The following is a 26,065-nucleotide window of genomic DNA, read 5'->3' on the forward strand; positions in this document are numbered from 1 at the left end:
CGGCCTTTTCGCAGGTAAACCCGCTCCCACAGGGACCTGTGCAGGCCCTGGCTGATGGGGGTACTTGTGGGAGCGGGTTTACCCGCGACGAGGCCCTTGAAGGCTAAAAGTCAGTCAACACTCACGCCGGAGAAATCATTGCGCCCAAACGGGCTGACCTTGAACCCGGAAACCTTGACGCTGAGCGGCTGGTTCACGGTGGAGTGCGCCACCGGGGTAATCGGCACCTGCTGCTTGAGCCGCTGCTGGGCCTGCTGGTACAGGGCGCTGCGCTGCGCCTGGTCGGTGACCTGCTTGGCCTGCTTGACCAGGCTGTCGTACTGCGGGTCGCACCACAGCGAGTAGTTGTTGCTGCCGATGGCATCGCAGCTGTAGAGGGTGCCCAGCCAGTTGTCCGGGTCGCCGTTGTCGCCGGTCCAGCCAATCAGGGCGATGTCGTGTTCGCCGCTTTTCATGCGCTTGAGGTACTCGCCCCATTCGTAACTGACGATGCGCACCTTGAAACCAAGCTTGTTCCAGTCGGCCTGGAGCATTTCGGCCATCAGCTTGGCGTTGGGGTTGTACGGGCGTTGCACCGGCATGGCCCACAGGGTGACTTCGGTGCCCGGTTTGACGCCCGCCTGCTGCAGCAGCTGCCTGGCCTTTTCCGGGTCGTAGGGTGCGTCCTTGAGGCTTTCGTCATAGGACCACTGGGTGGGTGGCATGGCGTTGACCGCCAGTTGGCCGGAGTCCTGATAAACCGCCTGCAGGATGGCTTTCTTGTTCACAGCCATATCCATCGCCTGGCGCACCTCCAGCCGGTCGAAGGGTGGGTGCTGGGTGTTGTAGGCGATGTAGCCGAGGTTGAAGCCCGGTTGCTGCAGCACCTGCAGCGAACGGTCGGCCTTGAGCGCCGGCAGGTCGGCGGGGCGTGGGTGCAGGGTGACCTGGCATTCGTTGCGGCGCAGCTTCTGAATGCGTACCGAAGGGTCGATATTGATCGAGAACACCAGGTTGTCGATCTTCACTTCATCCGGTGCCCAGTAATCCTTGTTGCCCTTGTAGCGGATCTGCGAATCCTTCTGGTAACGCTGGAACACGAACGGCCCGGTGCCAATGGGCTGCTGGTTGATGTCGCTCGGCCTTGCGCTGGCCATCAGGTGTTCGGCGTATTCGGCGGAGAGGATGGAAGCGAAGCTCATGGCCAGATTCTGGATGAACGCGGCATCGACCGTGTTCAGGGTGAATGCCACGGTGAGTGGGTCGATTTTCTCGACGCGGGCGATGTTCTTGTCCAGGCCCATGCTGATGAAGTAAGGGAACTCGGTGGGGTAGGCCTGGCGGAACGGGTGGCTCTTGTCGAGCATGCGGTTGAAAGTGAACAGCACGTCGTCGGCATTGAAGTCACGGCCAGGTTTGAAGGCCTTGTTGCTGTGGAACTTCACCCCTTCACGCAGGCGGAAGGTGTAGCGCAAGCCATCGTCGGAGACTTCCCAGCGGGTCGCCAGGGCAGGGTGCACGGCAGTACCGCCGCGCTCGAACTCGACCAAGCGGTTGTAGACCGGTTCGGCGGCGTCGTTGTCGGTGGCGCTGGTGTACTGGGCGGTGTCGAAACCGGCGGGGCTGCCTTCGGAGCAGAACACCAGGTTGTTGGCCAGCACGACAGGGGATTGGCTGACCAGGCCTAGGGCCAGCAGCGCAGAAAGGCGGGTAACGTGGCGCATGGCAAATCCTTTTTCATCTGTTTGCGCCGCCTCCGGGTACGAATGGCGGCAACAGTTTGCCGACCCCGCAGCGTTTGGCCGCAGGACAACATGAAGAGGTGGCGGGGGTGAAGGGCACCCGCGATTCAGCGGGTGCCTCAGTCAGCCTATTTGTCCACGCTGACGCCATAGAAGGCGTTCAGCGCAAACGGGCTGATCTTGAAGTCCTTCACCTTGGCGCTCATGGGCTGGTACACGGTGGAGTGGGCGATCGGGGTGATCGGCACCTGCTCCTTGAGGATGTGCTGCGCCTTTTGGTACAGCTCGGTGCGCTTGGCCTGATCGGAGGTGGCCTTGGCCTGCTTGATCAGGTCGTCGTAGGGCTTGTAGCACCACTTGGAGAAGTTGTTGCCGTCGACGGCATCGCAGCCGTAGAGGGTGCCCAGCCAGTTGTCCGGGTCACCGTTGTCGCCGCTCCAGCCAATCAGCATGGCGCCCTGTTCGCCACCCTTGGAGCGTTTGATGTACTCGCCCCATTCATAGCTGACGATCTTTGCCTTGATGCCGATCTTGGCCCAGTCGGATTGCAGCATTTCGGCCATCAGCTTGGCGTTGGGGTTGTACGGCCGTTGTACGGGCATGGCCCACAGGGTGATCTCGGTGCCTTCCTTGATACCGGCTTCCTTCAGCAGTTGTTTGGCCTTTTCGGGGTCGAAGGCGGCGTCCTTGATGCTGTCGTCATAGGACCATTGCGTTGGCGGCATGCCATTGACTGCCAACTGGCCGGCACCCTGGTAGACCGACTCGATGATCTTCTTCTTGTCCACGGCCATGTCCAGCGCCTGGCGCACTTTCAGCTGGGCCATGGGGTTGGGCTCGTTGCTGCCCTTGATCTTGCCCATCACGTTGTAGGCGATGTAGCCGAGGTTGAACCCGGCTTGCTGCGGCATTTGCAGATTTTGGTCGGCCTTTAGCGGCTCGATGTCGGCCGGGCGCGGGAACAGGGTGACCTGGCACTCGTTCTTCTTCAGCTTCTGCATGCGCACCGAGGCATCGGTGGTGATGGCGAAGATCAGGTTATCGATCTTCACGTCATCGGGCTTCCAGTAGTCCTTGTTGCCCTTGAAGCGGATCTGCGCGTCCTTCTGGTACTTGCTGAACACGAACGGGCCGGTGCCGATCGGTTTCTGGTTGATGTCGGCAGCCTTGCCATTCTTGAGCAACTGGTCGGCGTATTCGGCCGACTGGATGGAAGCAAAGCTCATGGCCAGGTTCTGGATGAACGCTGCGTCGACTTCGTTGAGGGTGAACTTCACCGTCTGCTCGTCGAGTTTCTCCACCTTGGCGATGTTCTTGTCCATGCCCATGTCGGTGAAGTACGGGAACTCGGTGGGGTAGGCCTTACGGAACGGGTTGTCCTTGTCGAGCATGCGGTTGAAGGTGAACAGCACGTCGTCGGCGTTGAAGGGGCGGCTGGGCTTGAAGTAGTCGGTGGTATGGAACTTGACCCCTTCGCGCAGGTGGAAGGTGTAGGTCTTGCCGTCGTCGGACACTTCCCATTTGGTCGCCAGGCCCGGGATGACCGCAGTGCCGCCCCGTTCAAACTGGGTCAGGCGGTTGAACACGGTCTCTGCCGAGGCGTCGAAGTCGGTCCCGGTGGTGTACTGCCCCGGGTCGAAACCGGCCGGGCTGCCTTCGGAGCAGAACACCAGGTTGGACGCGGCCAGGGCCGACGGTGCACCGGTGAGTAAGCCTGCGCCAAGCAGGAACGGAATGACTGCGTGTTTGAGCATGGTGGCCTCATTGTTGTCATTTTTTGGATGAGGTGGCCTCGTGAGCCGACCTGCGGATACTTATGCAGGGGATGTTCCCAATGCAACAGGTAGAAGGATAGTTGGCGCCGGAAAAGTGGTACGACCGTACATGGATGTCGCATCGCTATAACTTTCGACGAAGTTAAACGTTTGCGCAGGCAAAATGATGGCATTTTGCGGGATGTTTCGAGGCGGGGGTATGCGTAGGATGCACCTTGGTGGTGCGTAGGAAACGTCTGAAAAGCAGGTTCAAGCGGCAGGCTTCAAGCAACAAGACAAAGCAGGCCGGGTTCACCGTCAACTTGAAACTTGCCGCTTGAAGCTTGTGGCTGTCAGGGCATCTGCACTTCGATCAGGCCATCGGCATTCATGCTCACTTCGCTGGTACCCGCCTCGATGTCCGGCGCTGGCGCGGCTTCATCAGCCCCCATGGCTTTCATTGCCATCGGCGCACTGCGCAGGTACGGGCGCGGGTAACCGCTGCTGTTGAGGTTCAGGCTGACCACTTTATAGCCCTTGCCGCCCAGGGCTTCGGTGGCCAGTTGCGCGCGTGCCTTGAAGGCATCGACCGCGTCCTTGAGCAGTGCATCCTCGCTTGCCTTGCGCGTGGCCGGGGCGATGGAGAAGTCCATGCCGCCCATTTTCAGCTCTTGCAGCAGGTCGGCGGTAAGCTGGGACAAGGCCGGGAAGTTGTCGCTTTCCAGGCGCAGCTCGGCGCGCTCGCGCCAGCCGGTAATCTTCTGGCCCTTGCTGTCATACACCGGGTAGCTGTTGCGGCTGCCCTGGCTGATCTTCACGTCCTTGACCTGGCGCGACTGCTGCACGGCCTTGTTCATGGTTTCGGTGATCTGCTTGGCGAGCTTGCCCGGGTCGGTGTTCTGCGCTTCGCTGTACAGGGTCACGACCATCAGGTCGCGCGCCACTTCCTTGCTCACTTCGGCACGCAGCGATACCTGGTTGTAACGTGGCTCATCGGCAGCCAGCGCCGGCAGGCTGGCGAGCAAGCCGCAAGACAGGATCAGGGCGGCGCCGCGACGTGGGATTTGCATGTGGTACTCCTTGGCAATAAAAGGCGTGGGGTCTGGTCATCCATTCCACGCATGGCCCATCAGACCGGCAACAGTGTAGTGGGTTCAAAAGTGCCATCATCAACCTGTGACAAAGTGTGGCGCTTTGCCGCATCGCTGCAGTGAGGCGCCCGGCTTCGGTATACTCCAGCCGATTTTCTGGAGCACTCATCAGGAGAGCTCATGCTCGCTGCCGTACAACCGCTGTCCGCTACCCGCCAGAACCTGTGGCGCCTGACCGTCATTCGGGTCCTGGTCCTGGCTGCCCAGGCCGGCTCCGTGGGCGTCGCCTACTGGACCGAATTGCTGCCGTTGCCCTGGCTGTCGCTGGCTGGCACCTTGGCGTTGTCCTCGCTGCTGTGTGCCTTTACGGCGCTGCGCTTGCGCCTGTCGCTGCCAGTCACCGAAATGGAGTACGCCCTGCAGCTGGCCTGCGACCTGCTGATCCACAGTGCCTTGCTGTACTACTCCGGCGGCTCGACCAACCCGTTCGTGTCGTATTACCTGGTACCGCTGGCGATTGCCGCGGTGACCTTGCCGTGGCTGTATTCGCTGATACTTTCGGGTATCGCCCTGACCGCCTACAGCCTGCTGCTGGTGCAGTTCTACCCGCTCGAAGGCCTGCCCATGGCGCGGGACAAGATGCAGGTCTACGGCATGTGGCTGAGCATTGCCCTCGCCGCGGCGGTGATTACCTTCTTTGCCGCGCGCATGGCCGAAGAGCTGCGCCGCCAGGAGCAGCTGCGCTCCGAACGGCGTGAGGAAAGCCTGCGCGACGAGCAATTGCTGGCCGTGGCCACCCAGGCCGCCGGTGCCGCCCATGAGCTGGGCACGCCGCTGGCGACCATGAGTGTGCTGATCAACGAAATGCGCCAGGACCATACCGACCCGCTGCTGCAGGAAGACCTGCAGATCCTCCAGGACCAGGTAAAGCTGTGCAAAGAGACCTTGCAACAGCTGGTGCGCGCTGCCGAAGCCAACCGCCGCCTGGCGATCGTGGAGCAGGATGTGACCGCCTGGCTGGACGAGGCGCTGAACCGTTGGCACCTGATGCGCCCCGAAGCCAGCTACCGCTTCCAGCGCCTGCGCGATGGCAAGGTGCCGCGGCTGACACCGCCGCCAGACCTGACCCAGGCGTTGCTGAACCTGCTGAACAATGCTGCCGATGCCTGCCCCGATGACCTGGAGGTGCACCTGGACTGGGATGCCCAGGACATCGTCATCAGTATCCGCGACCATGGCCCTGGCGTGCCGCCGGCCATTGCCGAAGCCATCGGCAAACCCTTCATTACCACCAAAGGCAAAGGCTTCGGCCTGGGCCTGTTCTTGAGCAAGGCCAGCGTGACCCGTGCGGGCGGTTCGGTAAAACTCTATAGTCATGAACAGGGTGGCACCCTGACCGAATTGCGCCTGCCCTATGGCAAGCGAGGAGATGAATGATGAGCGAAGAAAACCAGGTCGAAAGCGAAGAGCTGCCGCACCTGCTGTTGGTGGATGACGATGCCACCTTCACCCGGGTCATGGCCCGGGCAATGAGCCGTCGCGGTTTCCGCGTGAGCACCGCCAGTTCTGCCGAAGAAGGCTTGATCCTGGCGCAGCAGGACTTGCCGGACTACGCCACGCTGGACCTGAAGATGGACGGTGATTCCGGCCTCGTGCTGCTGCCCAAGCTGCTGGAGCTGGACCCGGAAATGCGCGTGGTGATCCTGACCGGCTACTCGAGCATTGCGACTGCGGTGGAAGCGGTCAAGCGCGGCGCCTGCAACTACCTGTGCAAGCCGGCCGACGCCGATGATGTGCTGGCAGCGCTGCTGTCGGAGCACACCGACCTGGATACCCTGGTGCCGGAAAACCCCATGTCGGTCGACCGCCTGCAGTGGGAACACATCCAGCGCGTGCTGAACGAGCACGAGGGCAACATTTCGGCCACCGCACGGGCGCTGGGCATGCACCGGCGGACCTTGCAGCGCAAGCTGCAGAAGCGCCCGGTCCGGCGCTGATCCCTTTCGCCTGTACCGGCCTCATCGCCGGCAAGCCAGCTCCCACAGGGACCCCGCGGGTTCCGGCCTGCATGCAATACCTGAGGGGAGCCGGGTTGCCGGCGATAGGGGCGGCACTGTCGGAAACGTCTCTTTATCGCACCTGATCCCCGCAACTAGCGGCCGTTGGCGTATCATTAGCCACCTAACGGCAACCCTCTCCAGGATCGCTTGCGCATGCTCGCCCTTCTCATCCAGACGCTGAACATCACGGCACCTGTCTTCGCCATGCTGTTCATGGGCGTGCTGCTCAAGCGCATCCACCTGATCGACGACAATTTCAACCGTGTCGCCTCGCAGTTGGTGTTCAACGTCTGCATGCCGGCGCTGCTGTTCCTCGGTATCTACCACGCCGACCTGGCTGCAGCGGTAAAGCCCGGCGTCATCCTCTACTTCATTGCCGCCACCCTGGTTGGCTTCGCCGTCGCCTGGGGCATGGCCATCTGGCGCAGCCCGCTGGCCGACCGGGGCATCTATACCCAGGGCGCGTTCCGCGGCAACAACGGCGTGATCGGCCTGGCCCTGGCTGCCAGCCTGTACGGCGACTACGGTATTTCGCTGGGGGCGGTGCTCGCCGGCCTGGTCATCCTCATGTACAACTCGCTGTCGGCCGTAGTACTGGCGGTGTACAGCCCGGACCTGAAGTCCGACCCGTGGAGCATCTGCAAGAGCATCTTCAGCAACCCCCTGATCATCAGTGTGCTGGTCGCGACACCCATGGCTTACGGCCAGGTGCCGCTACCCAACTGGCTGCTGACTTCGGGGGATTACCTGGCGCAAATGACCCTGCCGTTGGCGCTGATGTGTATTGGCGGCACCCTGTCGCTGGCGGCATTGCGCGACAGCGGCAGGCTGGCCATCGACGCCAGCCTGGTGAAGATGGTCTGGCTACCGCTGGTCGGCACCCTCGGGGCCTGGCTGTGCGGCTTTCGCGGGGCCGAACTGGGCATCCTGTTCCTGTACATCGGCAGCCCTACCGCAGCAGCCAGTTACGTCATGGCGCGAGCAGCCAATGGCAACCATGAGCTGGCTGCGTCGATCATCGTCATTACTACGCTAATGGCGGCAATCACCACCAATATCGGCATTTTCATCTTGCAGTGGGGCGGATGGATCTAGATCCTTGACTGCAAACAACACAAAAAACACAGCCTCACTGAGCTAAAGGACACTTCATGCAAGACCAGAGCACGCCCGAGCTACAGCGCGGGCTGAAGAATCGCCATATCCAGCTGATCGCGCTGGGCGGGGCCATCGGTACCGGCTTGTTCCTGGGCATCGCCCAGACCATCCAGCTGGCCGGCCCCTCCGTGTTGCTGGGGTATGCCATCGCGGGCCTGATGGCCTTCCTGATCATGCGCCAGCTGGGCGAAATGGTGGTGGAAGAGCCGGTAGCCGGTAGCTTCAGCCACTTTGCCCACCAGTACTGGAGCGAGTTTGCAGGCTTCGTGTCGGGCTGGAACTATTGGGTGGTGTATGTGCTGGTGGGCATGGCCGAGCTGACGGCTGTGGGTATCTACGTGCAGTACTGGTGGCCGGATTTCCCCACCTGGGCCACGGCGGCGATCTTCTTCGTGGTGATCAACCTGATCAACCTGACCCAGGTCAAGGTCTACGGCGAAATGGAATTCTGGTTCGCCCTGATCAAGGTAGTGGCCATCGTCAGCATGATCGGCTTCGGCGCCTGGTTGCTGAGCAGTGGCCATGGCGGCCCGGATGCCAGCGTGGCCAACCTCTGGCAATACGGCGGCTTCTTCCCTAACGGTGTTAGCGGCCTGGTGATGGCGCTGGCGGTGATCATGTTCTCGTTCGGTGGCCTGGAGCTGGTGGGTATCACCGCTGCCGAGGCCGACAACCCGCGCGAAAGCATCCCCAAGGCCACCAACCAGGTGGTGTATCGCATCCTGATCTTCTACATCGGTGCCCTGGCGGTGCTGCTGTCGCTGTACCCGTGGCAGAAGGTGGTGCAGGGCGGTAGCCCGTTCGTGATGATCTTCCACGAACTGGACAGCGACCTGGTGGCGACCATTCTCAATATCGTGGTGCTGACGGCCGCGCTGTCGGTCTACAACAGCTGCGTATACGCCAACAGCCGCATGCTGTTTGGTCTTGCCAGCCAGGGCGATGCACCGCGCCAGTTGCTGAAAGTCAGCCGCAGCGGTGTGCCGCTGACTGCGCTGGGCGTGTCGGCCTTCGCTACCGGGCTGTGCGTGGTGATCAACTACCTGATGCCGGGTGAGGCCTTTGGCTTGCTGATGGCCCTGGCGGTGTCGGCGCTGGTGATCAACTGGGCGAGCATCAGCATTACCCACCTGAAGTTCCGCAAGGCCAAGCTGGCGGCCGGGATTACCCCGTTCTACAAGAGCCTGGGGCACCCGCTGACCAACTACCTGTGCCTGGCGTTCATTGTGCTGATTCTGGTGGTGATGTACCTGACCCCGCCGATTCGCATCTCGGTGATGCTGATCCCGGCATGGATTGCCGTGCTGTGGGTGGCCTTCAAGCTGAAGAAGGCTCGGCAGGTTCGCCGTTAGATTTGTATCGCCTGTGAGATCGAGCGCCGCCCGCGCGGCGCTCGATCTAAAGGGCGACACAAGGCTTAAGGCATGCGCCAGATGACATGGCCTGATCAATGCTGCCGGCGCCAGGCACGCACAGTGGTATACAGCAGCACCACGCCGAGCACAGGCAGTACATAGAACAGCATCAACCGCTCCAGGCGCCCGGCCAGCGGCATGCCCATTGTGAATGCCGCCACGTGCAGCCCGTACGCCAGGTACAGGCAGAGGAATACCAAGCCTTCGGCGCGGGTGATCCGGTAACCGGAATAGAACACCGGCAGGCTCAGCACGGCAACCCCGAGCATTACTGGCAGGTCGAACGCCAGGGCGTTGGGCGAGATCGACAGCGGCTCAGGGGTGATCAGGGCGGTCAGGCCCAGCACGGCCAGCAGGTTGAACAGGTTGCTGCCGATGACCGTGCCCACGGCAATTTCCCGTTCACCGCGCAGGGCAGCGATCAATGCGGCGGCGAGCTCTGGCAGGGATGTGCAGATGGCGACGACGGTCAGGCCGATGATGCGCTCGGACAGCCCCAGGTCGGTGGCAACCTCCACGGCGGCCTCCAGCAGCAGGTGCCCCGCCAGGCTCAGCAGGGCAAGGCCGGCCAACACCAGCAGCAGCGTGCCTGACCAGAAGCGCCTGGCGCTGGATTTGGCGGTGTCCGGCGCGGGGAAGGTGCGTGCGTAGTGGCGCGACTGGTGCCAGAGCATTACCAGGTAGCCGACCAGGCCAAGCAGCAGCAGCCCTCCTTCAACCCGGCCCAGGTAACCGTTGGCGCACAGGGCATAGACCAGGCCGCTGGCGACGATCATCAGCGGAATGTCCAGGCGCACCAGCTGGCGCGACACGCGCAAGGGGATGATCAGCGCGGCCAGGCCGAGAATGACCAGTACGTTGAATATGTTGCTGCCGATCACGCTGCCGACCGCCACATCCGGCGCACCCTGGTAGGTGGCCTGCAGGCTCACGGTGAGTTGTGGCGCGGTACTGCCGAAAGCCACCAGGCTCAGGCCGATGATCAACGGGCGAACATGAAGGCGTTGTGCCAGGCGCAGCGCTGCGCGCACCAGCAATTCGGCGCCGCCGACCAGCAACAGCAGGGCAATGCCCAATTGCAGCAGGCTGAAGGTGGGAAGGGTGGCCAGGTCGAAAATGGTCGGACTCCTGTCGCGTCAGTCGCTAAGCCCTTGTACTCGCACGCGCGCTGTTCCGCTACGGAGCATGCCGATTTTTTCTGCTGCGGCGCGAGACAGGTCGATCAGGCGGCCGCGGGTGTGCGGGCCACGGTCGTTGATGCGCACCACCACACTGCGCTGGTTGGTCGTGTTGGTTACCAGTACGCGAGTGCCGAACGGCAGGCTGCGATGGGCGGCGGTAAGGCCGTGCTGGTTGAACGGTTCGCCGCTGGCGGTGCGTTTACCGTGGTGGCGCGAGCCGTAATAGGAAGCGGTGCCCGTCTGGTCGTAACCGCGCGGGTCGATGTCGTGGCTGGCGCAGCCGGCCAGCAGGGAGAAGAGGGCGAGAGTACCCAGGGATCTTTTCAGCAAGTCAGATGCGCTCCAGTGCGGCCATTCGCGGGCTTGCCCGCTCCCACAGGCATATCACCGCCTGTGAGAGCGGTCCAGTACTGTGGGAGCGGGCAAGCCCGCGAACGAGGGCAGAGCCCTCGCAGCATATTCAGGTCAGCCTTCGAGCTTGGCCTTGAGCAATTGGTTCACCTGCCCCGGGTTGGCCTTGCCTTTGGAAGCTTTCATCGCCTGGCCGACAAAGAAGCCGAACATCTTGCCACGCTTGGCCTCGTCGGCGGCGCGGTACTGTTCGACCTGCTCGGCATTGGCTGCCAGCATTTCGTCGAGCATCTTGTCGATCGCACCGGTGTCGGTAACCTGCTTCAGGCCTTTGCTTTCGATGATGCTGTCAGCATCGCCTTCACCGGCAGCCATGGCCTCGAACACGGTCTTGGCGATCTTGCCGCTGATGGTGTTGTCGCGGATGCGCAGCAGCATGCCACCCAGGTGCGCGGCGCTGACCGGTGACTGGTCGATCTCGATGCCCAGCTTGTTAAGCAGGCTGCCCAGCTCGACCATGACCCAGTTGGCCGCCAGCTTGGCGTCGCCACCAATTTTCACTACTTCTTCGAAGTAGTCCGCCTGTTCGCGGCTGGATGCCAGCACATTGGCGTCGTAGGCCGACAGGCCGTACTGGCTCTGGAAGCGTTCGACCTTCTGCGGCGGCAGCTCCGGCAGGCCGGCGCGGATGGTTTCGAGGAAGCTGTCCTCGATCACCACCGGCAGCAGGTCCGGGTCGGGGAAGTAACGGTAGTCGTTGGCTTCTTCCTTGCTGCGCATGGAGCGGGTTTCGTCTTTGTTCGGGTCGTACAGGCGGGTTTCCTGCACGACCTTGCCGCCGTCTTCGATCAGGTCGATCTGGCGCTGGATTTCGCTGTTGATCGCGCGCTCGATGAAGCGGAACGAGTTGACGTTCTTGATCTCGCAGCGGGTGCCGAACTCGACCTGGCCTTTCGGGCGGATCGACACGTTGCAGTCGCAGCGTAGCGAGCCTTCGGCCATGTTGCCGTCGCAGATGCCCAGGTAGCGCACCAGCGCGTGGATCGCCTTGACGTAAGCCACGGCTTCCTTGGCACTGCGCATGTCAGGCTCGGAGACGATTTCCAGCAGCGGGGTGCCGGCACGGTTGAGGTCGATGCCGGTGGAGCCGCTGAAGTCTTCGTGCAGGCTCTTGCCGGCATCTTCTTCCAGGTGCGCGCGGGTTACCCCGATGCGCTTGATGGTGCCGTCTTCCAGGGCGATATCCAGGTGACCCTTGCCGACGATCGGCAGGTCCATCTGGCTGATCTGGTAGCCCTTGGGCAGGTCCGGGTAGAAGTAGTTCTTGCGCGCGAACACGTTGCGCTTGCCGATTTCGGCATCGATGGCCAGGCCGAACATGCACGCCATGCGCACGGCTTCCTGGTTCAGCACCGGCAGTACGCCGGGCATCCCCAGGTCAACCAGGCTGGCCTGGGTGTTCGGCTCGGAACCGAAGGTGGTGGCGCTGCCGGAAAAGATCTTCGACTGGGTGGCGAGCTGAGTGTGGATTTCCAGCCCGATCACAACTTCCCATTGCATGTGTGAACTCCTCAGAAGCCGTTGGGGGCACGGGTGTGCCAGTCGGTCACTTGCTGGTAGCGGTGCGCGACGTTGAGCAGGCGGCCTTCCTGGAAGTACGGCGCCAGCAGCTGCACACCGACCGGCAGGCCGTCGACGAAGCCGGCCGGCATCGACAGGCCCGGCAGGCCCGCCAGGTTGGCGGTGATGGTGTAGACGTCTTCCAGGTAGGCGGCGACCGGGTCGCTGCTCTTGGCGCCAAGCTTCCAGGCCGGGTTCGGCGTGGTAGGGCCGAGGATCAGGTCGACATCGTTGAAGGCGGCCATGAAGTCGTTCTTGATCAGGCGGCGGATCTGCTGCGCCTTCACGTAGTACGCGTCGTAGTAGCCGGCCGACAGGGCGTAGGTGCCGACCATGATGCGGCGCTGCACTTCAACGCCGAAGCCTTCGCCACGGGAACGCTTGTACAGGTCGGTGAGGTCTTTCGGGGCTTCGCAGCGGTAGCCGAAGCGCACGCCGTCGAAGCGCGACAGGTTGGAAGAGGCTTCAGCCGGGGCGATCACGTAGTAGGCCGGGATGGCGTGCTGCATGTTCGGCAGGCTGATTTCCTTGACCACTGCGCCGAGCTTTTCCAGCTCTTTGACACTGGCCTGGACCAGGTCGGCGATACGCGGGTCGAGGCCTGCACCGAAGTACTCTTTCGGCAGGCCGATGCGCAGGCCCTGCAGCGAACCATTGAGGTTGGCGCTGTAGTCCGGCACCGGCTCTTCGATGCTGGTGGAGTCCTTGGCGTCGAAACCGGCCATGCCTTGCAGCAGCAGGGCGCAGTCCTCGGCAGTGCGGGCCAGCGGGCCGCCCTGGTCGAGGCTGGAGGCGTAGGCGATCATGCCCCAGCGCGAAACACGACCGTACGTCGGTTTGAGGCCGGTGAGGTTGGTCAGTGCCGCCGGCTGGCGGATCGAACCGCCGGTGTCGGTGCCAGTGGTGGCCGGCAGCAGGCGCGCGGCCACGGCAGCGGCCGACCCGCCCGACGAACCGCCTGGGACGTGTTCGAGGTTCCACGGGTTCTTCACCGCGCCGTAGTGGCTGGATTCGTTGGCCGAACCCATGGCGAACTCGTCCATGTTGGTCTTGCCCAGGGTGACCATGCCGGCTTCAGCCAGCTTGGCGACCACGGTGGCGTCGTACGGCGCCTTGAAGTTGTCGAGCATCTTCGAGCCGCAACTGGTGCGTACGCCGTTGGTGCAGAACAGGTCCTTGTGGGCGATGGGGGCACCCAGCAGCGTGCCGGTTTCGCCTGCGGCGCGACGGGCGTCGGCGGCACGCGCCTGGCCCAGGGCCAGCTCTTCGGTGACGCTGATGAAGCTGTTGATTTGAGGGTCGAGTTGCTTGATGCGCGCCAACAGGGCGCCGGTCAGCTCTTCGGAGGAAAACGACTTGTCGGCGAGTCCGCGGGCGATCTCGGCCAGGGTCAATTGATGCATGGCAGGCTCTATCCCTTACTCGATGACTTTGGGAACCAGGTACAGACCGCTTTCGGTCGACGGCGCGATAGCCTGGTAGGCGTCGCGCTGGTTGCTTTCGGTGACCTGGTCGGGGCGCAGGCGCTGGCTGGCCTCCAGCGGGTGGGCCAGGGGCTCGATGCCAGTGGTATCGACCGCTTGCATCTCGTCGACCAGCCCGAGGATGCTGTTCAGGGCATCGGTAATGCGTGGCAGTTCGCCATCATTCAGCCCCAGACGGGCCAGATGGGCGATCTTTTCCACGTCGCAGCGTTCAAGCGCCATGAAGATCTCCAAGGGAAACAAAGAACGGAATTTGGGTCCGCGATGAGGAACATGTCAGCTTTCTGGCGGTCCAACGGCCGCGATCATCGGCTGGCATGCTCGGAAAAACAGCCAATTTAACATATTGGCTCCTTGCCCAAAATCCCTGCCATTGTTAGAGTTTGCCGCACTTTTTTACCCACGCTTTCCCCAGGGTCACTTTCCCATGTTCAAGAAACTGCGTGGCATGTTTTCCAGCGATCTCTCCATCGACCTGGGTACTGCCAACACCCTTATTTACGTGCGTGAGCGCGGTATCGTCCTGAATGAGCCCTCGGTTGTTGCCATCCGTACCCATGGCAATCAGAAAAGCGTTGTCGCCGTCGGTACCGAAGCCAAACGCATGCTGGGCCGTACGCCTGGCAACATTGCTGCCATTCGTCCGATGAAGGACGGCGTTATCGCCGACTTCAGCGTTTGCGAAAAAATGTTGCAATATTTTATCAACAAGGTTCACGAGAACAGCTTCCTGCAGCCAAGCCCGCGCGTGCTGATCTGCGTGCCGTGCAAGTCGACCCAGGTAGAGCGCCGCGCCATTCGCGAGTCGGCCCTGGGTGCCGGTGCCCGTGAAGTGTTCCTGATCGAAGAGCCAATGGCGGCTGCCATCGGTGCCGGCTTGCCGGTTGAAGAGGCTCGCGGTTCGATGGTCGTCGATATCGGTGGTGGTACCACTGAAATCGCACTGATCTCCCTGAACGGCGTGGTCTATGCCGAATCCGTACGTGTTGGCGGCGACCGCTTCGATGAAGCCATCGTCACCTACGTGCGCCGCAACTACGGCAGCCTGATCGGCGAGTCCACCGCCGAGCGCATCAAGCAGGAAATCGGTACCGCTTACCCGGGCGGCGAAGTGCGCGAAGTCGATGTGCGTGGCCGCAACCTGGCCGAAGGCGTACCGCGTGCCTTCACCCTGAACTCCAACGAAGTGCTCGAAGCGCTGCAGGAATCGCTGGCGACCATCGTCCAGGCCGTGAAGAGCGCCCTGGAGCAATCGCCGCCCGAGCTGGCTTCGGACATCGCCGAGCGTGGCCTGGTGCTGACCGGTGGTGGCGCGCTGCTGCGTGACCTCGACAAGCTGCTGGCCCAGGAAACCGGCCTGCCGGTGATCGTCGCCGAGGACCCGCTGACCTGTGTCGCCCGTGGCGGCGGTCGCGCCCTGGAGATGATGGACAAGCACGCGATGGACCTGCTCTCCAGCGAGTGATCCCACTCGCTGTTCACGAGCGCCCGGTTTACAGGTAGCACGCACAGTGCTACCTGTATGTGCTGGGCTGGCGCCCGTCAAGGGCGCCGTATCCGTCAACCCGCAACCAGGCTGGTGCGTAGTTCCATGTCCAATGACCTCCTGAGTCGTCCACGAGGAACGGCCCATTAAACCGCTTTTCTCCAAGGGCCCTTCGCTGGGCGTTCGCCTGCTCGTTCTGGTGGTGATGTCGGTCGCGTTGATGGTTGTCGACGCGCGCTTTGACGTGCTCAAACCCGTGCGCAGCCAGATGGGCATGGTGCTGATGGAGTCGTACTGGATCACCGACCTGCCGCAACGTGCGTGGCAAGGCGTGGCCGGCCAGTTCGGCAGCCGCACTGAACTGATCGCCGAAAACGAAAAGCTCAAGACCGAAGCCCTGCTGTTGCAGGGGCGTCTGCAGAAACTGGCAGCCCTGACAGAGCAGAACGTGCGCCTGCGCGAGTTGCTGAACTCTTCGGCGCTGGTCAACGAAAAGGTCGAAGTGGCCGAGCTGATCGGTGTCGACCCCAACCCGTTCACCCACCGCATCCTGATCAACAAGGGCGAGCGTGATGGTGTGTTCCTTGGTCAGCCGGTGCTCGATGCGCGCGGTCTGATGGGCCAGGTGGTCGAGCTGATGCCCTACACCTCGCGGGTACTGTTGCTGACCGATACCACCCATAGCATTCCGGTGCAGGTCAACCGCAACGGCCTGCGCGCCATTGCCAGTGGCACCGGCAACCCGGAGCGCCTTGAACTGCGTCACGTGGCCGATACCGCCGACGTCAAGGAAGGCGACCTGCTGGTCAGCTCCGGCATGGGCCAGCGCTTCCCGGCTGGCTACCCGGTGGCGACGGTCAACGAGGTGATCCACGATTCCGGGCAGCCGTTCGCCATCGTGCGCGCCATCCCCACCGCCGCGCTCAATCGCAGCCGTTACATGCTGCTGGTGTTCAGCGACCGGCGTACCCCGGAGCAGCGCGCCACTGATGCTGCCATCGCCCAGGAAGAGGCTGACCGCAAGGGCACCACGGTCCCCGGCCAACCGGCGGGTACGGGCGAGCAGGGCACACCTGCCAGCACTACGCCTGTAACCCCAGTCACACCCGCAGCGCCGACAGCACCGGCCGTACAGCCTGCAGCCCCGGCGGCTAACCCTGCCACGCCTGCCGCAGCGCCTGCCGCACCCGCTCACACCCGGAGACAATGATGGCTGCTTCGCGCCGCAACAACGGCTGGGTCATCTGGCTGACTTTCGCCATCGGCCTGCTGCTCAGCGTCTCGCCCATGCCGCAGTTCATGGAAGTGTTCCGGCCCATGTGGCTGGCTTTGCTGGTGTCATTCTGGACCCTGGCGGTGCCGGGCAAGGTCGGCATGACCACGGCGTTCGTGCTGGGCCTTGCCGAGGACGTGTTGTACGGCACCCTGCTGGGCCAGAACGCGTTGATCCTCACCCTCATCACCTTCCTGGTGTTGTCCCTGCAGCAGCGCTTGCGCATGTTCCCCATGTGGCAGCAGAGCCTGGTGATCCTGGTCATTTTCGGCATCGCCCAGCTCATCCAGCTATGGCTCAGCGCCCTGACCGGCAACCGGTTGCCTACCCTGGCGCTGGTCTGGTCGGCGGTCATCAGTGCCTTGCTTTGGCCATGGATCAGTTTCGCCCTGCGCGACCTGCGCCGACGCTTGCATATCAACTGACGGCGATGCCGCAACTGACAGGGAGATGTCTGCATGAACCCGTTATACCTGGCCTCTGGCTCTCCCCGTCGTCGTGAACTGCTGACCCAGATCGGTGTGCCTTTCACCGTTGTCAGTGCACCCATCGATGAATCCCCGCTGCCTGACGAAAGCGCCCCGGCCTACGTTGAGCGCCTGGCTCGGGCCAAGGCTGCGGCTGGTCTGGCCCGTGTCGAGGGCCCGGCTGTGGTGCTGGGGGCGGACACTGCCGTGGTGCTCGATGGTCGTATTCTGGGCAAACCGGAAAACCGCGAAGATGCCATGGCCATGCTGGCTGGCCTGTCGGGCCGCGAGCACCAGGTATTGACTGCGGTTGCTCTCAGCGACGGCCTGCATACGCAAAGCCTGTGCGTCACCAGCAAGGTGCGCTTCCGGGCGATCAGCGCCGATGAAGCACAACGCTACTGGGCCAGCGGCGAGCCTGTGGACAAGGCCGGTGGCTACGCCATCCAGGGCCTGGGCGCAGTGTTCGTCACCGGTCTGTCCGGCAGTTATTCGGCCGTGGTAGGCCTGCCCCTCAGTGAGACGGCCGAGTTGCTTGGCACGTTTGGTATCGCCTGTTGGCAATCGCCCGTGCATACGCCAGAGGTAACAAACCCGCAGTAGCCAGCACGGCATACGCCATCCATCATTACAAAAGACCTTTGACGAGAGCCGGCCATGAGTGAAGAGATCCTGATCAACATCACCCCGATGGAGTCACGCGTGGCGGTGGTGGAAAACGGGGTACTGCAGGAAGTGCACGTCGAGCGCACCCAGCGCCGTGGCATCGTCGGCAATATCTACAAGGGCAAGGTGGTGCGTGTGCTGCCAGGCATGCAGGCGGCCTTCGTCGACATCGGCCTGGAGCGCGCTGCGTTCATCCATGCGTCGGAAATTTCTCAGCGTGAAGGCTCGGCGGTCGAGACCATCACGGCGCTGGTGCACGAAGGCCAGGCCCTTGTGGTGCAGGTGACCAAGGACCCGATTGGCACCAAGGGCGCACGCCTGACCACCCAGCTGTCGATCCCTTCCCGCTACCTGGTGTACATGCCGCGCAGCAGCCATGTCGGCATTTCGCTGAAGATCGAAGACGAAGCCGAGCGAGACCGCCTCAAGCAGGTGGTCAGCAACTGCATGGAAAGCGAAAACATCAAGGATGCCGGTGGTTTCATCCTGCGCACCGCCGCCGAAGGCGCTCGTGCCGAAGAGATCTTGCAGGACATCCGCTACCTGCGCCGCCTGTGGGAGCAGATCGGCGCCCAGATCAAGACCTGCGGCGCGCCGATGGTCATCTACGAGGATCTGGGCCTGGCCCTGCGTACCCTGCGTGACCTGGTCAACCCGAAGATCGAGAAGATCCGCATCGACTCGCGTGAAACGTTCCAGAAGACCACGCAGTTCGTCGGTGAACTGATGCCGGAAATCGCCGACCGCCTCGAACACTACCCGGGCGAACGGCCAATCTTTGACCTGTACGGTGTCGAAGACGAAATCCAGCGCGCCCTCGAGCGCAAGGTGCCGCTCAAGTCCGGTGGCTACCTGGTGGTCGACCCGGCCGAAGCGATGACCACCATTGATGTGAATACCGGTGCATTCGTCGGCCATCGCAACCTTGAAGAGACCATCTTCAAGACCAACCTGGAGGCTGCCACCGCCATCGCCCGGCAACTGCGCCTGCGCAATATCGGCGGCATCATCATCATCGACTTCATCGACATGGAAGATGAAGAACACCAGCGCCAGGTGCTGCGCACACTGGAAAAACAGCTGGAACGGGATCACGCGAAGACCAACATCATCGGCATCACCGAGCTGGGGCTGGTGCAGATGACCCGCAAGCGCACCCGTGAAAGCCTGGAGCAGGTGCTGTGCGAGCCGTGCCTGGCCTGTCAGGGCCGCGGCAAGCTGAAAACCCCCGAGACCATCTGCTACGAAATCTTCCGCGAGATCCTGCGCGAGGCACGTGCCTATCAGGCCGAGGGCTACCGTGTGCTGGCCAACCAGAAGGTGGTCGACCGCCTGCTGGATGAAGAATCGGGCAACGTGGCAGAGCTGGAGGCGTTCATCGGTCGAACCATTCGCTTCCAGGTCGAGTCGATGTATTCGCAGGAACAATACGACGTGGTGCTGCTCTGAGGTCTTCTCGAACGCGCCACTGGATGGTCGGGCTGGCAAAACCGCCACTACCGGCCATCATGGATAAACGACTTGGAGGGCCATGGCCATGGGACGTCTGACCCGCGTTCTTGTCGCCTTGACCCGCTGGGGGCTGGGCTTTTGCGCCCTGCTGGCGGTATTGGTGGCGTTGTATGTCAGCCTCGGCCGCGAGCTGGTACCGCTGGTGGCCGAATACCGTGCCGATGTGGAACGCAAAGCCGAGCAGGCGCTGGGGCTGCCGGTGCATGTCGGTGCCCTTGAGGGGCGCTGGAGCGGCCTGGCACCGGTGCTGCGTGTGCGTGACCTGCAACTGGGTGAAGGCGCGACGGCGCTGCGCCTGGACGACGTCAAGGTTGTGCCCGATGTCTGGGCCAGCCTCAGTGCCCGCGAAGTGCGCCTGGCGCGTATACAGTTGGGTGGCCTGCAACTGATCCTGCGTGAGAACGAGCAGGGGGCCTGGGACCTTGAAGGCCTGCCGAAGAAGGACGATGCGCCGCTTGACCCCGCCGAACTGCTGCAGCGCCTGCGCCAGCTGGGCCGCATTGATGTGTTCAACAGCCAGGTCACCTTGCACCCGTGGCAGCGAGACCCGCTCACCCTGACGTATGTGAGCGCCGGCCTGCAGGCGGGTGCTTCGCGCCAGGCCCTGGACTTGAGTGCGACCCTGCCCGATGGCCAGCCCCTGGCGCTGAACCTGCGTAGCCGTGCGTCGGCAAAGGCCTGGCGTGACGCCCAGGTAGATGCCTACCTGAGCCTGCCGCAAAGTGACTGGGCGCGATGGTTGCCCCCACGCCTGCTGGGCCAGTGGCATGCCGAGGCGCTGCGAGCGGGCGGCGAGTTGTGGGTCGACTGGCGCGAAGGGCAATTGCAGCAGGCAGTGGTGCGGCTCAATGCACCCGAGCTGCAGGGCGGTTATGCCGGGCGCAAGTCCGCGACACTGAACAACCTGGCTGTGGGCGCCTGGTTCCAGCGCCAGGCCCAAGGCTTTGATGTAGTGGTCGACTCCCTGGCCATGGACATCGGCAAGACCCGTTGGGAGTCGCACCTGCAGTTGCAGCAGCGTCCCGGCCAGAGCGCTGCTGATGAAAGCTGGAAGCTGCAGGCTGACCGGCTGCACCTTACGCCCCTTACCCCGCTGATCGAAGCCCTGGCACCGCTGCCTGACAATGTCATGGCCGTAGTCGATGGCCTCAAGGTAACCGGCGCGTTGCGCAATGTACGGCTGGAGGCCCGGCCCAAGGCCGAGGGTGACCAGCGCCTGCAATTCGACGCCAACCTGGAGAAGGTCGGTTTCGATGCCTATCACGGTGCCCCGGCTGCCGGTAACGTCAGCGGCAGCATCAGCGGCGACCTGGGGCATGGTGAACTGCGCCTGGATACCGATGCATTCATGCTGCACCTGTACCCGATCTTCGCTAAACCCTGGCACTACCAGAAAGCCAACGCGCGCCTCACCTGGGCGCTGGACAAGGAAGGCTTCACCCTGGTTGCGCCTTACCTCAAGGTGTTGGGCGAGGAGGGCAAGATTGCTGGTGACTTCCTTATTCGCCTGTTGTTCGAAGAAGGCCGCGAGGACTACATGGACCTGCGTGTCGGCCTCACCGAGGGCGATGGCCGCTACACCGCCAAGTACCTGCCCGAGGTGCTCAGCCCGGCCCTCGACGAATGGCTGCGCAGCGCCATCGTCAAAGGCACGGTGGATGAGGGCTACTTCCAGTACCAGGGCTCGCTGAATCATGGCGCCGCACCGCAAGCCCGCAGCATCAGCCTGTTTTTCAAGGTGCGGGACGCGGCGCTGGACTTCCAGCCTGGCTGGCCGCAGGTTCAGCACGTAGATGGCGATGTGTTCATCGAGGACAGCGGTGTGCGCATCAAGGCCCAGCGTGGCCTGTTGCTCGACACCAAGGTGAGCGATGTCAGCGTTGATATCCCGCATGTCGAGGGTGAGCAGCACAGTCGCCTGTACCTGGATGGCGACTTCGACGGCAGCCTGGGCGATGGCCTGAAAATACTCAAGGAAGCGCCGATCGGCACGGGCGAGATCTTCGCCGGCTGGGAGGGCGAAGGGCCGTTGAAGGGCAAGGTCAAGCTCGACATCCCGCTGGCTCGTGGGGAACGGCCGAAAGTGCAGGTGGATTTCGCCACCAGCGATGCGCGCCTGAAAGTTGCCCCGCCGAGCCTGGAGTTGAGCCGCTTGAAGGGTGATTTCAGCTTCGATTTTGACAAAGGCCTGAGTGGCAAGGGCATCAGCCTGCAGGCGTTCGGCAAGCCGGTGACGGCGCAAATTACTGCCGAAGGCCAGCCGGGGCAGATGCAGACGCGCATCGACGCCAATGGCCAGGTATCGCTCAAGGCACTGACCGACTGGCTGCAGTTCAAACAGGCTTTGCCAGCGTCCGGTGACCTGCCTTACCAGTTGCAACTCAGCCTGGGTAGCCGGGACAACCGGCTGAGCGTCAATTCGAACCTGAAGGGCTTGGCCATCGACCTGCCGGCGCCCTTCGGCAAAGCCGCAGCAGACACCCGCGACAGCCGTTTCAGCATGAGCCTGCAAGGCCAGGAGCGGCGGTTCGATGCCGCTTACACCGACCTTGCACGCTTTGCCTACGCCGCACCGGCCGACAAGCTCATGCAGGGGCGTGGTGAATTGCTGTTGGGCACTGGTGACGCCCAACTCCCGGCTGGCCAGGGTTTGCGGGTACGCGGGCGCCTGGAGTCGCTGGACCTGGCGCCCTGGCAAGAACAGGCGGCCCGGCTTGCCGGTGACGACCCAGGTGGCAGCGCGCGACAGAACCTGCAAAGTGTCGACCTGAGCATCGGCCAGCTGAAAGCCTTCGGCATGGACCTGAACCAGGCCGTGGTGCGTATGGCCCGTGGCGGCCCGGCCTGGGACCTGCGCCTGGACAGCAAGGAAGTGATTGGCAACGCCCGTGTGCCGGATGCCAAGGGTGCGCCAATGGTCGTGCGTATGCAGACCCTGCGCCTGCCCGCTGCCGACCCTGCCCAGGCTCAGGCCGAAGAGGGCCCGGACCCGTTGGCCTCGTTCGACCCGCGCAAGGTACCGGCGCTGGACTTGAGCATCGACAAGCTTTACCGCGGCGACGACCTGTTCGGCAGCGCGGCGATCAAATTGCGACCGACAGCGCGGGGCGTGACCGCCAGCGATATCGACCTCGACTTCAAAGGGCTGCGCATCGACGGCGGTGGCGGCTGGGAGGGTCAGCAGGGCAGCACCAGCAGCTGGTACAAAGGGCGCCTGGACGGCAAGAACCTGGCCGATGTGCTCAAGGCCTGGGGCTTCGCTCCGACTGTGACCAGCCGTGACTTCCGCCTGGATGTGGACGGCCGCTGGCCGGGTTCGCCCGCTGCGGTGGGCCTGAAGCGCTTCTCTGGCAGCATGGACGCGGCGCTGCGCACCGGCCAGTTCGTCGAAGTCGAAGGCAGTGCACAGGCACTGCGCGTGTTCGGCCTGCTCAACTTCAACTCCATTGGCCGGCGCCTGCGCCTGGACTTCTCCGACCTGTTCGAAAAGGGCCTCGCCTATGACCGGGTCAAAGGCCTGCTCGTGGCCAGTAATGGTGTCTATGTCACCCGCGAGCCGATCAGTGTCACTGGCCCGTCGAGCAACTTTGAGCTGGAGGGCACCCTGGACATGGTGCGCGACCGGGTCGATGCCAACCTGCAAGTGAGCCTGCCGGTGACCAACAACCTGCCGCTGGCGGCACTGATTATCGGTGCGCCAGCCGTAGGCGGCGCGCTGTTCCTGGTCGACCGGTTGATCGGTGACCGCGTGTCGCGCTTTGCCAGCGTGCACTACCGTGTCGAAGGGCCGTGGAAAGAGCCTAGAATCACATTTGTGAAACCTTTCGAGAAAACCCGCTAGGAGTGCCCATGAAGGCAGCGGTAATCCAGATGGTCAGCCAGGATGATGTGCTGGCCAACCTGCAACGTGCCGGTGCCCTGTTGGAGCAGGCCGCATCTGGCGGCGCACGGCTGGCGGTGCTGCCGGAAAACTTCGCCGCCATGGGCCGCAAGGACGCCGCTGCCATCGGCCGCGCCGAAGCATTGGGGGAAGGGCCGATCCTCCCATGGTTGAAACGCACCGCCCGCGACCTCAAGTTATGGGTTGTGGCCGGTACCTTGCCCTTGCCTCCGGTCGGCCAGCCCGAGGCCAAGGCGCATGCCTGCTCGCTGCTGATCGACGAACACGGCGAGGTGGCGGCACGCTATGACAAGCTGCACCTGTTCGACGTGGACGTTGCCGACAACCGCGGTCGGTACCGTGAGTCGGATGACTACGCCCATGGCGCCCAGGTGGTGGTGGCTGACACGCCGGTTGGGCGGTTGGGGCTGAGTGTGTGCTACGACTTGCGCTTTCCTGAGCTGTACAGCGCACTGCGTGCTGCCGGCGCGGAACTGATCACTGCCCCAGCGGCCTTTACAGCCGTGACAGGGGCGGCACATTGGGAGGTGCTGGTACGCGCCCGCGCAATCGAAACCCAGTGCTACCTGCTGGCTGCGGCGCAGGGCGGCACCCATCCAGGCCCTCGGGAAACCCATGGCCATGCGGCGATCGTCGACCCTTGGGGGCGCATCGTCGCACAACAGGCGCAAGGCGAAGCAGTACTGCTTGCCGAGCGCGACATTGAAGAACAAGCGTCCATCCGGGCGCGCATGCCGGTGGTATCGCACCGGCGCTTTTTCTCGCAGGGCGCGTTGCGGCCTGCGCACACCTCGGAGTGACTATGAGCCAGATGTTATCCACCGTCAGTGAGCAGCTCCTGGCCCCAGGCGGCTTGACCCTGGACAGCCTGCAGAGCGTACTGGGTGAGTTGGCCGGCCCCGGCATCGACGCCGCCGACCTGTATTTCCAGGGTCAGATCTCGGAAACCTGGGCGCTGGAAGACGGCATCGTCAAAGAGGGCAGCTTCAACCTGGACCAGGGCGTGGGCGTACGTGCCCAGTCCGGTGAAAAGACCGGCTTCGCCTACAGCAATGCGATCAACCTCGAGGCATTGACCTCGGCGGCGCGCGCCGCCCGTTCGATTTCACGTGCCGGGCAAAACGGCAAGGTCCAGGCTTTCCGCAGTCAGGAAGTGGCCGCCCTGTATGCCGCAGACAACCCGCTGGATGTACTCAGCCGTGCCGAAAAGGTCGAGCTGCTCAAGCGTGTCGATGTCGCCACCCGCGCCCTGGACCCGCGCATCCAGCAAGTCAGCGTGAGCATGGCCGGGGTCTGGGAGCGCATCCTGATCGCTGCGGCCGATGGCAGCCTGGCCGCCGACGTGCGCCCACTGGTGCGCTTCAACGTCAGCGTCATCGTCGAACAGAATGGCCGTCGCGAGCGCGGCGGGCAGGGCGGTGGCGGGCGTACCGACTACCGTTTCTTCACCGAAGAACGGGTAATGGGCTATGCCCGCGAGGCATTGCGCCAGGCGCTGGTAAACCTTGAGGCGATCCCGGCACCTGCAGGCACCTTGCCGGTTGTACTGGGCTCGGGCTGGTCGGGCGTGTTGCTGCACGAGGCTGTAGGCCATGGCCTGGAGGGTGACTTCAACCGCAAAGGCAGTTCGGCGTTCAGCGGCCGCATTGGCGAGAAGGTGGCATCGAGCCTGTGCACCATCGTTGACGATGGCACGCTCGAGGGCCGCCGTGGCTCACTGAGCGTGGATGACGAAGGCACTCCGACCGAATGCACCACGCTGATCGAGAACGGTGTGCTCAAGGGTTACATGCAGGACAAGCTCAACGCGCGCCTGATGGGCATGGCGTTGACCGGCAACGGTCGCCGGGAGTCCTACGCGCACCTGCCGATGCCCCGCATGACCAACACCTACATGCGTGCAGGCGAAAGCGACCCGCAGGAAATCATCGCGTCGGTGAAGAAGGGTATCTATTGCGCCAACCTGGGCGGTGGCCAGGTGGACATCACCAGCGGCAAGTTCGTGTTCTCGACCAGTGAGGCCTACCTGATCGAAGACGGCAAGATTACCGCGCCGGTCAAGGGTGCGACCCTGATTGGCAATGGCCCGGAGGCGATGAGCCGGGTGTCGATGGTCGGGAACGACCTGGCGCTGGACAGCGGGGTAGGGACGTGCGGCAAGGACGGGCAGTCGGTACCCGTAGGAGTAGGGCAGCCGACTTTGAAGCTGGACGCGATTACCGTAGGCGGTACAGGCGCTTGATGGCCCAGGGGGCTCTTGTGGGAGCGGGCTTGCTCCGCGAAGCAGGCCAAACGGTGGTGGCTGGCACCGGCTTTGCCGGTGTTCGCGGGGCAAGCCCGCTCCCACAGGGTCCCTGGGTGATCCGTCAGCGCAAGCCGCGCTGCAGCTCGTCGAGGTCGCGGATGTACTTGAACACCTTGCGCGCAGCAGCAGGCGGCTTGTTACGCGCTTTTTCGTGCTGGGCATGTCGGATCAGCGAGCGTAGTTGCTGGCGATCGGTATCGGGGTATTCGTTGACGAAACGCTCGAGGTCTTCGTCATTACCGTCGATGAGCCGGTCGCGCCAGCGCTCCAGGCCGTGGAAGCGCTCGTTGTACTGGCGGGTCGAGCTGTCCATCTGCTCAAGCAAGGCGTGGATGGCATCCAGGTCCTGCACGCGCATCAGCTTGCCGACAAACGACATGTGGCGTTTGCGGGCACCGTGAGCGGTGTGCTTGGAAGCCTCGGCCAGGGCCTTGCGTAGCTCGTCGGTCAACGGCAGACGCGCCAGAGTGTCGGCCTTGAGCGTAGTGAGGCGCTCGCCGAGTTCAACCAGCTCATGCAGTTCGCGCTTGATCTGGGTTTTGCTTTTTTCGCCGTCGTAGGCGTCGTTTGAATCAACCATGGTGGCAGTCCGCTAGAAATCGTCGCCATGATAACCAGTC

The 26,065-nt window shown here is 63.2% G+C and carries 21 protein-coding genes; 12 read left to right on the forward strand and 9 right to left on the reverse strand.

Annotated elements, in window-relative coordinates; genetic code table 11:
* Positions 1–110 precede the first annotated feature (110 nt).
* The 3 genes from SB756_RS10495 to SB756_RS10505 all read right to left on the reverse strand — a co-directional run bounded on the left by SB756_RS10495 (position 111) and on the right by SB756_RS10505 (position 4,545).
* Positions 111–1,703, reverse strand: coding sequence for an ABC transporter substrate-binding protein (locus SB756_RS10495; RefSeq protein ID WP_410910798.1), 1,593 nt, complete (start codon positions 1,701–1,703; stop codon positions 111–113).
* A 146-nt stretch (positions 1,704–1,849) separates the two neighbouring features.
* Positions 1,850–3,475, reverse strand: a complete 1,626-nt coding sequence (locus SB756_RS10500) for an ABC transporter substrate-binding protein (RefSeq protein ID WP_410910799.1) — start codon at positions 3,473–3,475, stop codon at positions 1,850–1,852.
* 353 nt (positions 3,476–3,828) lie between these two features.
* Positions 3,829–4,545, reverse strand: coding sequence for an SIMPL domain-containing protein (locus SB756_RS10505; RefSeq protein WP_258655388.1), 717 nt, complete (start codon positions 4,543–4,545; stop codon positions 3,829–3,831).
* A 201-nt stretch (positions 4,546–4,746) separates the two neighbouring features.
* Between SB756_RS10505 and SB756_RS10510 the strand changes: the two genes are divergently transcribed.
* The 4 genes from SB756_RS10510 (at position 4,747) to SB756_RS10525 (ending at position 9,136) form a co-directional block, all read left to right on the forward strand.
* Positions 4,747–6,003 (forward strand): ATP-binding protein, encoded by a 1,257-nt coding sequence (locus SB756_RS10510; protein ID WP_016501358.1) that lies wholly within the window; start codon positions 4,747–4,749, stop codon positions 6,001–6,003.
* Positions 6,003–6,563: a response regulator transcription factor gene (locus tag SB756_RS10515; protein ID WP_003255244.1), complete on the forward strand. Its 561-nt coding sequence runs from the start codon at positions 6,003–6,005 to the stop codon at positions 6,561–6,563. Before SB756_RS10510 ends, SB756_RS10515 begins: the two co-directional genes overlap by 1 nt.
* A 216-nt stretch (positions 6,564–6,779) precedes the next feature.
* Positions 6,780–7,721, forward strand: coding sequence for an AEC family transporter (locus SB756_RS10520; protein ID WP_019473925.1), 942 nt, complete (start codon positions 6,780–6,782; stop codon positions 7,719–7,721).
* Between the two features lie 56 nt (positions 7,722–7,777).
* Positions 7,778–9,136: an amino acid permease gene (locus SB756_RS10525; RefSeq protein ID WP_016501356.1), complete on the forward strand. Its 1,359-nt coding sequence runs from the start codon at positions 7,778–7,780 to the stop codon at positions 9,134–9,136.
* Positions 9,137–9,231: 95 nt separating this feature from the next.
* Here the strand turns inward: SB756_RS10525 and SB756_RS10530 are convergent, their stop codons facing one another.
* The 5 genes from SB756_RS10530 to gatC form a co-directional block, all read right to left on the reverse strand.
* On the reverse strand, positions 9,232–10,275 hold the full coding sequence (locus SB756_RS10530) for a calcium/sodium antiporter (RefSeq protein WP_341797642.1): 1,044 nt from the start codon (positions 10,273–10,275) through the stop codon (positions 9,232–9,234).
* 60 nt (positions 10,276–10,335) lie between these two features.
* On the reverse strand, positions 10,336–10,710 hold the full coding sequence (locus tag SB756_RS10535) for a septal ring lytic transglycosylase RlpA family protein (RefSeq protein ID WP_341797643.1): 375 nt from the start codon (positions 10,708–10,710) through the stop codon (positions 10,336–10,338).
* Between the two features lie 135 nt (positions 10,711–10,845).
* Positions 10,846–12,291: an Asp-tRNA(Asn)/Glu-tRNA(Gln) amidotransferase subunit GatB gene (gene gatB, locus SB756_RS10540; RefSeq protein WP_341797644.1), complete on the reverse strand. Its 1,446-nt coding sequence runs from the start codon at positions 12,289–12,291 to the stop codon at positions 10,846–10,848.
* 11 nt (positions 12,292–12,302) lie between these two features.
* Entirely contained in the window at positions 12,303–13,754 is a 1,452-nt protein-coding gene (gatA, locus tag SB756_RS10545) for an Asp-tRNA(Asn)/Glu-tRNA(Gln) amidotransferase subunit GatA (RefSeq protein WP_341797645.1), read from the reverse strand.
* Between the two features lie 15 nt (positions 13,755–13,769).
* Positions 13,770–14,057 (reverse strand): Asp-tRNA(Asn)/Glu-tRNA(Gln) amidotransferase subunit GatC, encoded by a 288-nt coding sequence (gatC, locus tag SB756_RS10550; protein WP_341797646.1) that lies wholly within the window; start codon positions 14,055–14,057, stop codon positions 13,770–13,772.
* 205 nt (positions 14,058–14,262) lie between these two features.
* Here gatC and mreB point away from each other — a divergent pair, with 205 nt between their 5' ends.
* The 8 genes from mreB to tldD all read left to right on the forward strand — a co-directional run bounded on the left by mreB (position 14,263) and on the right by tldD (position 25,382).
* Positions 14,263–15,300, forward strand: coding sequence for a rod shape-determining protein MreB (mreB, locus tag SB756_RS10555; RefSeq protein ID WP_003255163.1), 1,038 nt, complete (start codon positions 14,263–14,265; stop codon positions 15,298–15,300).
* A gap of 196 nt (positions 15,301–15,496) precedes the next feature.
* Entirely contained in the window at positions 15,497–16,531 is a 1,035-nt protein-coding gene (gene mreC, locus SB756_RS10560) for a rod shape-determining protein MreC (RefSeq protein WP_410910854.1), read from the forward strand.
* The gene (gene mreD / locus SB756_RS10565) at positions 16,531–17,019 is read left to right on the forward strand and encodes a rod shape-determining protein MreD (RefSeq protein ID WP_016485021.1); all 489 of its coding nucleotides are present in this window, start codon (positions 16,531–16,533) and stop codon (positions 17,017–17,019) included. The genes mreC and mreD overlap by 1 nt, the downstream gene beginning before the upstream one ends.
* Positions 17,020–17,052: 33 nt before the next feature.
* On the forward strand, positions 17,053–17,664 hold the full coding sequence (locus tag SB756_RS10570) for a Maf family protein (protein WP_341797647.1): 612 nt from the start codon (positions 17,053–17,055) through the stop codon (positions 17,662–17,664).
* A 54-nt stretch (positions 17,665–17,718) separates the two neighbouring features.
* On the forward strand, positions 17,719–19,176 hold the full coding sequence (gene rng, locus SB756_RS10575) for a ribonuclease G (protein WP_049275123.1): 1,458 nt from the start codon (positions 17,719–17,721) through the stop codon (positions 19,174–19,176).
* Between the two features lie 82 nt (positions 19,177–19,258).
* Positions 19,259–23,080, forward strand: a complete 3,822-nt coding sequence (locus SB756_RS10580) for a YhdP family protein (RefSeq protein WP_410910800.1) — start codon at positions 19,259–19,261, stop codon at positions 23,078–23,080.
* An 8-nt stretch (positions 23,081–23,088) separates the two neighbouring features.
* Positions 23,089–23,940, forward strand: coding sequence for a carbon-nitrogen hydrolase family protein (locus SB756_RS10585; protein ID WP_341797649.1), 852 nt, complete (start codon positions 23,089–23,091; stop codon positions 23,938–23,940).
* Between the two features lie 2 nt (positions 23,941–23,942).
* The gene (gene tldD, locus SB756_RS10590; protein WP_341797650.1) at positions 23,943–25,382 is read left to right on the forward strand and encodes a metalloprotease TldD; all 1,440 of its coding nucleotides are present in this window, start codon (positions 23,943–23,945) and stop codon (positions 25,380–25,382) included.
* A gap of 124 nt (positions 25,383–25,506) precedes the next feature.
* On the opposite strand, the gene yjgA is transcribed toward tldD, so the two are convergent.
* A complete protein-coding gene (gene yjgA / locus SB756_RS10595; RefSeq protein ID WP_027595596.1) occupies positions 25,507–26,025 on the reverse strand; it encodes a ribosome biogenesis factor YjgA in 519 nt (172 codons plus the stop codon).
* Positions 26,026–26,065: the final 40 nt, after the last annotated feature.

It is taken from the genome of Pseudomonas sp. SIMBA_068, from assembly GCF_046534705.1.
Classification (GTDB): domain Bacteria; phylum Pseudomonadota; class Gammaproteobacteria; order Pseudomonadales; family Pseudomonadaceae; genus Aquipseudomonas; species Aquipseudomonas putida.